This window comes from Frateuria sp. (assembly GCF_035695185.1).
Lineage (GTDB): Bacteria > Pseudomonadota > Gammaproteobacteria > Xanthomonadales > Rhodanobacteraceae > Frateuria_A.
The window spans coordinates 35,105-42,727 of the sequence record NZ_DASSES010000201.1 but is presented as its reverse complement, the minus strand read 5'-3'; the positions used below and the strand labels follow the sequence as shown (position 1 = coordinate 42,727).

10 protein-coding genes are annotated in these 7,623 nt (G+C 70.7%); 5 read left to right on the top strand and 5 right to left on the bottom strand.

Features of this window, described 5'->3' with window-relative positions:
• Positions 1 to 454 (bottom strand): type IV pilus twitching motility protein PilT (locus tag VFH59_RS16250; protein WP_325165953.1); only part of this gene is annotated, 454 nt, incomplete at its 3' end.
• Positions 455 to 809: 355 nt separating this feature from the next.
• Here VFH59_RS16250 and proC point away from each other — a divergent pair.
• A complete protein-coding gene (proC, locus tag VFH59_RS16245) occupies positions 810 to 1,643 on the top strand; it encodes a pyrroline-5-carboxylate reductase (RefSeq protein ID WP_325165952.1) in 834 nt (277 codons plus the stop codon).
• On the top strand, positions 1,640 to 2,215 hold the full coding sequence (locus VFH59_RS16240) for a YggT family protein (RefSeq protein WP_325165951.1): 576 nt from the start codon (positions 1,640 to 1,642) through the stop codon (positions 2,213 to 2,215). The genes proC and VFH59_RS16240 overlap by 4 nt, the downstream gene beginning before the upstream one ends.
• A 60-nt stretch (positions 2,216 to 2,275) precedes the next feature.
• Here VFH59_RS16240 and VFH59_RS16235 read toward each other — a convergent pair whose 3' ends face one another.
• Genes VFH59_RS16235 through pdxH form a run of 3 tightly spaced genes read right to left on the bottom strand, consistent with a single transcriptional unit; the run spans position 2,276 to position 4,100 of the window.
• Positions 2,276 to 3,076, bottom strand: a complete 801-nt coding sequence (locus VFH59_RS16235; RefSeq protein ID WP_325165950.1) for a cobalamin-binding protein — start codon at positions 3,074 to 3,076, stop codon at positions 2,276 to 2,278.
• Positions 3,076 to 3,516, bottom strand: coding sequence for a secondary thiamine-phosphate synthase enzyme YjbQ (locus tag VFH59_RS16230; RefSeq protein WP_325165949.1), 441 nt, complete (start codon positions 3,514 to 3,516; stop codon positions 3,076 to 3,078). Before VFH59_RS16230 ends, VFH59_RS16235 begins: the two co-directional genes overlap by 1 nt.
• Complete coding sequence (gene pdxH / locus VFH59_RS16225) at positions 3,513 to 4,100, bottom strand: pyridoxamine 5'-phosphate oxidase (protein ID WP_325165948.1); 588 nt, start codon at positions 4,098 to 4,100, stop codon at positions 3,513 to 3,515. The genes VFH59_RS16230 and pdxH overlap by 4 nt, the downstream gene beginning before the upstream one ends.
• Before the next feature lie 39 nt (positions 4,101 to 4,139).
• Between pdxH and VFH59_RS16220 the strand changes: the two genes are divergently transcribed.
• A complete protein-coding gene (locus VFH59_RS16220) occupies positions 4,140 to 4,970 on the top strand; it encodes a kinase (RefSeq protein WP_325165947.1) in 831 nt (276 codons plus the stop codon).
• Positions 4,971 to 5,005: 35 nt separating this feature from the next.
• Here VFH59_RS16220 and VFH59_RS16215 read toward each other — a convergent pair whose 3' ends face one another.
• Positions 5,006 to 5,857, bottom strand: a complete 852-nt coding sequence (locus VFH59_RS16215) for an SDR family oxidoreductase (protein ID WP_325165946.1) — start codon at positions 5,855 to 5,857, stop codon at positions 5,006 to 5,008.
• Between the two features lie 6 nt (positions 5,858 to 5,863).
• Between VFH59_RS16215 and VFH59_RS16210 the strand changes: the two genes are divergently transcribed.
• Both VFH59_RS16210 and aroB read left to right on the top strand, forming a co-directional pair.
• On the top strand, positions 5,864 to 6,403 hold the full coding sequence (locus VFH59_RS16210; RefSeq protein WP_325165945.1) for a shikimate kinase: 540 nt from the start codon (positions 5,864 to 5,866) through the stop codon (positions 6,401 to 6,403).
• A complete protein-coding gene (aroB, locus tag VFH59_RS16205) occupies positions 6,400 to 7,524 on the top strand; it encodes a 3-dehydroquinate synthase (RefSeq protein WP_325165944.1) in 1,125 nt (374 codons plus the stop codon). Before VFH59_RS16210 ends, aroB begins: the two co-directional genes overlap by 4 nt.
• The last annotated feature ends 99 nt before the right edge of the window (positions 7,525 to 7,623 follow it).

Genomic DNA, 7,623 nt, shown 5'->3' with positions numbered 1-7,623 from the left:
ATTCGTTCTTGTTGATGTGGTCGACCATCGCCGCCAGCGTGGTCGACTTGCCCGAGCCGGTCGGGCCGGTGACCAGGATCAGGCCCTGCGGCTGCTCGATCAGCTCGCGGAAGATGCGCGGCGCGCCCAGGTCTTCCAGCGTCAGCACTTCGGAAGGAATCGTACGGAACACCGCGCCGGCGCCGCGGTTCTGGTTGAACGCGTTGACGCGGAAGCGCGCCAGGCCCGGGATCTCGAACGAGAAGTCGGTTTCGAAGAACTCCTCGTAGTCGCGCCGCTGCTTGTCCGACATGATGTCGTAGATCAGCGAATGGACCTGCTTGTGTTCCAGCGGGGGGATGTTGATGCGACGCACGTCGCCGTCCACGCGGATCATCGGCGGCAGGCCGGCCGAAAGATGCAGGTCCGAGGCCTTGTTCTTGACCGAAAAGGCCAACAGTTCGGCGATGTCCATCGGGCGTTCCCCTTAACAACGTTCGTCTGGGTGGAAAAGCGGCACTGCACAGGGAACCGCCCGGGCATCGCGCCATCGCGCACGCCCATCGCCTTCGAGCCGGCCATCGACATCCCCCTTGGCAGCGAACCGATACTACCCGTGCGAATGGCTTTGCGGCCAGTGGGTTGGCGCCTCCGGCCGCTGAAACTGCGACCGCTTCCCGCCCGGGCTCCCCCTAGGAGCGCACCTGCGCGCAAGAGGGAGGCAGCAGGGTCGCGCGCAGGGGCGCTCCTGCGGGTGCGGGGCCCCGCTGACGCCCCGCTCCGGCGCTTCGGTTAAGGTATCGGGCCCCTGCAACATCCAAAGGACCGGCATGACACGACTTGCCTTCATCGGCGGCGGCAACATGGCGCGCAGCCTGATCGGTGGCCTGCTCAAGACGGGCGCCGCGGCGTCATCCATCCGCGTGGCCGAGCCGCAGGCGCAGGCCCGTGAGGCGCTCGCCCGCGAGTTCGGCGTGACCACCTTCGCCGAAAACCGGCTGGCCGCCGAAGGCGCGGAGATCCTGCTGCTGGCGGTCAAGCCGCAAATCATGCCGGCGCTCCAGGCCGAGCTGCGCGACGTTCTGCAGCGCCAGCGCCCGCTCCTGATCTCGATCGCCGCCGGCGTGCGGCTGGACCAGCTGGAACGGTGGTTCGGCGCGCACCTGGCCATCGTGCGCTGCATGCCCAACACGCCGGCCCTGATCGGCGCCGGCGCCACCGGCCTGTGCGCCAACGCCCGGGTCAGTCCGCCGCAGAAGGCGCAGGCGCAGCACATCCTGGATGCGGTGGGCCTGACCCGCTGGATCGAGAACGAGGCGTTGATGGATACCGTGACCGGATTGTCCGGTTCGGGTCCGGCCTATTTCTTCGCGCTGGTCGAGGCACTGGAGGACGCCGCGACCGCCCAGGGCCTGCCGCGCGAGACCGCCCGCGCCCTGGCCGCGCAGACCTGCCTGGGCGCCGGCCGCATGCTGGTCGAGAGCGGCGAGGCCCCGGGCGAACTGCGTCGCCGCGTGACCTCCCCCAACGGCACCACCCAGGCCGCCCTGGAAAGCTTCGCCGCCGATGGCCTGGCGCGCATCGCCGCCCATGCCGTGGCCGCCGCCACGCGTCGCGGGGCCGAACTGGCTGCCGAACTGGACGCCAAGGAGCCCCGCCCGTGATCTATCTGCTCAACGCGTTTTCCCTGCTGCTGGAGATCGCCTTCGACGTGCTGGCCACGTTGTTCGTCCTCCGCTTGCTCGCCGAGGCGGGGCGGGCCGATTTCCGCAACCCGGTCAGCCAGTTCGTCTATCGCTACACCAATCCGGTGCTGGCGCCGGTCCGGCGCGTGCTGCCCAACTGGCGCCGGGTCAACCTGGCGGCTTTGCTGGCGTGCTACCTGGTGATGCTGGTCAAGCGCGTGGTCCTGTTCGCACTGGTCGGCACGCTCCCGCACGTGGCCGGCCTGCTGGTGCTGGCGCTGGCCGACCTGCTCGACTTCGTACTGCTGTTCTACCTGGTGCTGGTGTTCGGCTGGTCGCTGCTGAGCATGTTCCAGGTCAGCCCGTACCATCCGGTGCTGGGCCTGGTCGAAGCGATCGTCGATCCGCTGCTGCGCCCGCTGCGCGGCAAGCTGGTCGTGGGCATGCTCGATTTCTCGCCGGCGGTGGTGATGATCGGCCTGCTGCTCGCCCGCATCCTGATCGCCGCGCCGCTGTTCGACTGGGGCAACCAGTTGGCGCGCGGGTTCTAGCCGCGCCCTCCTGCGGGAGCGCCCCCACCCCACCGGTCGCGCCCGGTCGGTCCGGGGCTCCTACAGGCAGCGGCTTGCCCACGCCGCAATGACCCGGTGCAGCTCGTCCAGCCCGTCGAACAGTGCGGCCGGACCCGGCTGCAGGATGATCGGCGACTTGACCTCGTGCAGCTCGCCGTCGCGCACGGCCGGAATCGCCTCCCAGCCCGGCCGCGCGGCCACCTTCTCCGGACGGAAGCGCTTGCCGCACCACGAGCCCAGGATGATGTCCGGTGCCCGCCGCACCACCTCGTCGCCATTGGCCAGGATGCGCTGTTTCGCCAGCGGCTCGCGTGCCAGCTCCGGGAACGCGTCGTCGCCGCCGGCAATGCCGATCAGCTCGGCCACCCAACGGATGCCGGTGATGATCGGCTCGTCCCATTCCTCGAAATAGACCCGGGGCCGTCGCGGCAATCGCGCAGCGTCGGCCCGCACCCGGGCGATGTGCGCCTCGGCGCGCTGCGCGTAAGCCTCGGCCTTTTCACAAGCGCCGACCATCGCTCCCAACCGGCGGATATAGGCCAGGATGCCCTCCACGCTGCGATGGTTGCTGATCCACACCTCCACGCCGGCCTTGATCAGCTCGCGTGCGATGTCGGCCTGGATGTCGGAAAAGCCGATCGCCAGGTCCGGCTCCAGCTTCAGGATCTCGCCGATCTTCGCGCTGGTGAACGCCGAAACCTTCGGCTTCTCCTTGCGCGCCCGGGGCGGGCGCACGGTGAACCCGGAAATGCCGACGATGCGGTGCTCCTCGCCCAGCGCATAGAGCACCTCGGTCGGCTCCTCGGTGAGGCAGACGATGCGCTGCGGGAACGCGTCCATCAATGCCCCAGCACGGTCACCGAAACCTTGCGCTGATGCGGCTCGCGGCGATGCTCCCACAGGTAGAGGCCCTGCCAGGTGCCCAGCTGCGGCTTGCCGCCGTGGACCGGTACGGTGAGGCTCACGCCGGTGAGGATCGCGCGCACGTGCGCCGGCATGTCGTCCGGGCCTTCGGCATCGTGTTCGAACAGGGAGTCGCCATCGCGAACAGCGCGCGCGAACCAGCGCTCCAGGTCCGCGCGCACGGTCGGGTCGGCGTTCTCGCAGAGCAATAGCGAGCAGCTGGTGTGCAGGGTGAAGACGTTGGCGATGCCGGTCTGCACATGGCTGGCGGCGATCGCCTCGGCCACCCTGGCAGTGATCTCGCTGAAGCCGCGCCCGCGCGTGTGCACGACGAAGCCGCTCTGGGCGACGTGCGGCGCGGGCTGGGCGTGGCTCACGGGTACAGCAGCCGGCTGGTCCAGGTCTGGCCGTGGCGGCTCCAGCGCACGCGCTCGTGCAGGCGGAATTGCGCGCCGTACCAGAACTCCACCATGTCCGGCTCGACCACGAAACCACCCCAGTGCGGCGGGCGCGGCACGTCGCGGCCTTCGTATTCATTCTCGCAACGCGCGACGCGCTGTTCGAAGGTATCGCGGTCCGGCAGCGTCTGCGACTGCAACGAGGCCCAGGCGCCGATCTGGCTGCCGCGCGCGCGACTGGCGAAATACGCGTCCGACTCCTCCGCGAGCAGCTTGCGCGCCACGCCCTCCACGCGCACCTGCACGCCCTGGCGCAGGTGCTTCCAGTGGAAGCACAGCGCGACCTGCGGGTGTGCGTCCAGTTGCACGCCCTTGTCGCTTTCGTAGTTGGTGAAGAAGCGGAAGCCGCGCTCGTCGGCGCCCTTCAACAGCACGATGCGCGAGCTGACCCGCCCGGCCGCGTCGGCGGTCGCCAGGTTCATCGCAGTGGGTTCGGGGTCGCCGCCGGCAGTGGCCTCGTCGAGCAGGCCGCGGAAGGTGTCCAGGATCTCGCGTTTGAGCATGACTCTTGCATCGTGGCGGCGCCGCGCCATCATGCGCGGATGACCAACGATGCTAGCACGCAGAACGTCGCCCTCGCCGGCCACCTGCTCGACCACTACGCCGGGCGCATCGCGCGTTCACGCCGCCCCTACATCCTCGGCCTGTCGGGCCTTCAGGGCAGCGGCAAAAGCACGCTGGCGCGGGTGATGAAAGCCGAGGCGGAATCCCGTGGCTGGCCCACCGACGTGCTCACGCTGGACGACTTCTACTACCCACGCAGCGAGCGCGAGACGCTGGCGCGCGAGGTGCACCCGTTGCTGCGCACGCGCGGCGTGCCGGGCACGCACGAGATCGAGCTGCTGCTCTCCGTGCTGGCCGCGCTGCCGCAGGCGTCGGAGAAGCTGCCGGTGACCTGGCCGCGTTTCGACAAGGGCCGCGACACCCGCGTGCCGCCCTCGCGCTGGCCCAAGGTCACGCGCCCGCCCCGGCTGGTCATCCTGGAGGGCTGGGCGCTGGGCCTGCGCCCGCAGCTGCAGGCGGCGCTGGAGCCGCCGGTCAACGCGCTCGAGCGCGAGGAGGACCCGGACTGCCGCTGGCGCCACTGGGTGAACAAGCAGCTGCGCGCCTACCAGCCGCTGTGGCGCAAACTCGATGCGCTGATCGTGCTGCAGGCGCCAAGCTGGGACGTGGTACGGCGCTGGCGCGGCGAACAGGAACAGCTCCTGCTCGCACGCAAGGCGCCGCTGGCCATGGACGCCGACGCGATGGTGCGCTTCCTGGCGCATTTCGAACGCCTGAGCCGGCACGCGCTGGCCACCCTGCCCGCCCTGGCCGACAGCGTGGTCGAGTACGACGAGGATCGCCACGTCACCGGCCTGGCGCACGCCTGATCGAAGCCGCTCCGGCGAATTCCCGAAGACGCCTGCTAGGGCTCCCTACCCAGCAAGGCGGCATAGCCCGAACGCGCATCCGGCCAGAGCGGGCTCCAACCGCTCGCCCGCAACCGCGCATTGCTGAGCCGTTTGCTGCCCACGCCCGTGGGGGGCGCACCCTCGGCCGGCAGGGGCGCGCCAGCGAGCGACGCCAGGCGGTCGTACAGCACATGCAGCGGCAGCGGCGTGTCGTCCACGCCCAGATAGAGCGGCCGTGCACCGGACAGAAACGAAAGATGGGCAATCGCCCCGGCGGCGTCCTCGACGTGGATCCGGTTCGCCCAGTGCGGCCGCTCACGGGGCACGGCCACCCTCCCTGCGCGCAAGCGCTCGATCAGCTGCAACCGGCCCGGTCCGTACAGGCCGGCCAGGCGCAACGCCGTCGAGGGCACGTCCTGGGTGGCCAGCCAGCGCTCGGCTTCGAGCAGGACGGCGCCGTTGAAGCCGGGCGGCGCGGGTGGCGTGTCCTCGTCCACCCACCCCCCATCCTGGTCCCCGTAGACCGCGCTGGACGAGACGAACAGGACGCGCGCCAGCCGGCTCCGGTTCAACCGCTCGAGCAAGCCGCGCAGGCCGTCCAGGAACACCGCCTCGTACACCGCCCGCTCGCGGGCGCCCGGGGCTGGCAGGTAGACCAGTCGGGTGATGTCTTCGGGTAGAGGCCCGAGCGTAGCGGGCGCGGTGAGATCGCCAGCGAGCCAGTGGAGACCGTCGCCGCCCTCCGCCGGGGGGCACCGGCGCAAGGCGAATACCGTGTGCCCAGCGGCCCGCAGACGCCGCGCCACGCGCAGGCCGACATCGCCGCAACCGGCCAGCAAGACGCGTTCGCCCGTGGTTGCTAGCATGCGCGCATGAACCCCTCGTGCAACCTGTTCGTGATCGGCCCGACCGGTGCCGGCAAGACGTCGATCGGCCGACGCCTCGCCGCGCATTATGGCCTGCCGTTCCTGGATCTCGACCAGGAGATCGAGCGCCACTGCGGCGTGGACGTGCGTTGCGTGTTCGAGATCGAGGGCGAGGCGGGCTTCCGCCAGCGCGAGAGCGCGCTGCTCGATGAACTCAGTGCGCGCGCCGGCGTGCTGCTGGCCACCGGCGCCGGCGCCGTACTGGACCCGGGCAACCGCAGGCACCTGGCCGAACGCGGCTTCGTGCTCTGGCTCGACACCACCGTGGAGCAGCAGCTCGACCGCCTGGCGCGCGACAGCAAGCGTCCCCTGCTGGCGGGCGAGGATCGCCGCGGAAAGCTGGAGGCCATGGCGCAGGTCCGCGCACCGCTCTACCGCGAGATCGCCGACCTGCGCATGCCCGGCGAGCACGAAGGCGTGGCCAGCGCGAGCGAGCGCTGCCTGGCCCTGCTCGACCGGCACTGGCAACGGCAGCGGGCCGCATGAGCGGGACCGACGTCCAGACGGTCGAGGTCGCGCTCGATGCCCGGCGCTACCCGGTGTGGATCGGTCGTGGCCTGCTCGGCGACGCTGGCCGCTGGCGCGCGCGTCTTCGGGGACGCCACGCACTGGTGGTCAGCAACACCACCGTGGCCCCGCTCTATCTCGATCGGGTCGCGCGGGGCCTCGATGGGTTGCACTGGTCGAGCTTCCTGCTCGAAGACGGCGAGGCACACAAGAACTTCGGCAACGTGGGCCGCGCGCTGGAGGCGCTCGCCACCCTGGGTGCGACCCGCGATGCCTGCGTGGTCGCGCTGGGCGGCGGCGTGGTCGGCGACCTCGCCGGCTTCGCGGCAGCCTGCTGGATGCGCGGCATCGACTTCATCCAGATGCCGACCACATTGCTCGCGATGGTCGACTCCTCGGTTGGCGGCAAGACCGGCGTAAACCTGCCGGCCGGCAAGAACCTGGTCGGCGCCTTCCACCAGCCGCGCGCGGTGGTGGCCGACATCGACACCCTGGCAAGCCTGCCCGACCGGGAATACCGCGCGGGGCTGGCCGAGGTGGTCAAGGGCGCGGCGATCGGCGATGCGGGGTTCTTCGCCTGGCTGGAGGCGCACGTCGACGCCCTTGCGGCCCGCGACACCACCACCGTGATCGAGGCGATTGCGCGCAAGGTGCGATACAAGGCCGGCGTGGTCGCGCGCGACGAGACCGAACAGGGTGAGCGCGCCCTGCTCAACCTCGGCCATACCTTCGGCCACGCGCTCGAAACGGCGGGCCACTACACGGCATTGCTGCATGGCGAGGCGGTCGCCATCGGCATGGTGCTGGCAGCCCGCCTGTCCGAGCGGCTGGGCATGGGCGGTCCGGCCGACACCGCGCGCCTGCAGCAACTGCTCGCCCGCCTCGGCCTGCCGGCCGGGGTGCCCGCGGGTTCCGATGCGGAGCAACTGCTCGGGCTGATGCGCCTGGACAAGAAGAACACGGCCGGCACGCTTCGCCTGATCCTGTGGCGCGGCATCGGGCGGGCGGAGATCGTCGCCGGGGTCGACCCGGAGGCCGTGCTCGCGGTGCTGCACGCGGCCGTGTCCGAGGCTTCGCCCGCCCCGACGCGGGGACTCTGAGCTCCCGGGATTGTTCCGCGCAGGCGGTGGGCCAAGGCACGCGGCGGGAGTTGCGCGGACTGTGCGGTCGCCCCCGTGGCGACAAGACCAAAGCCGCGG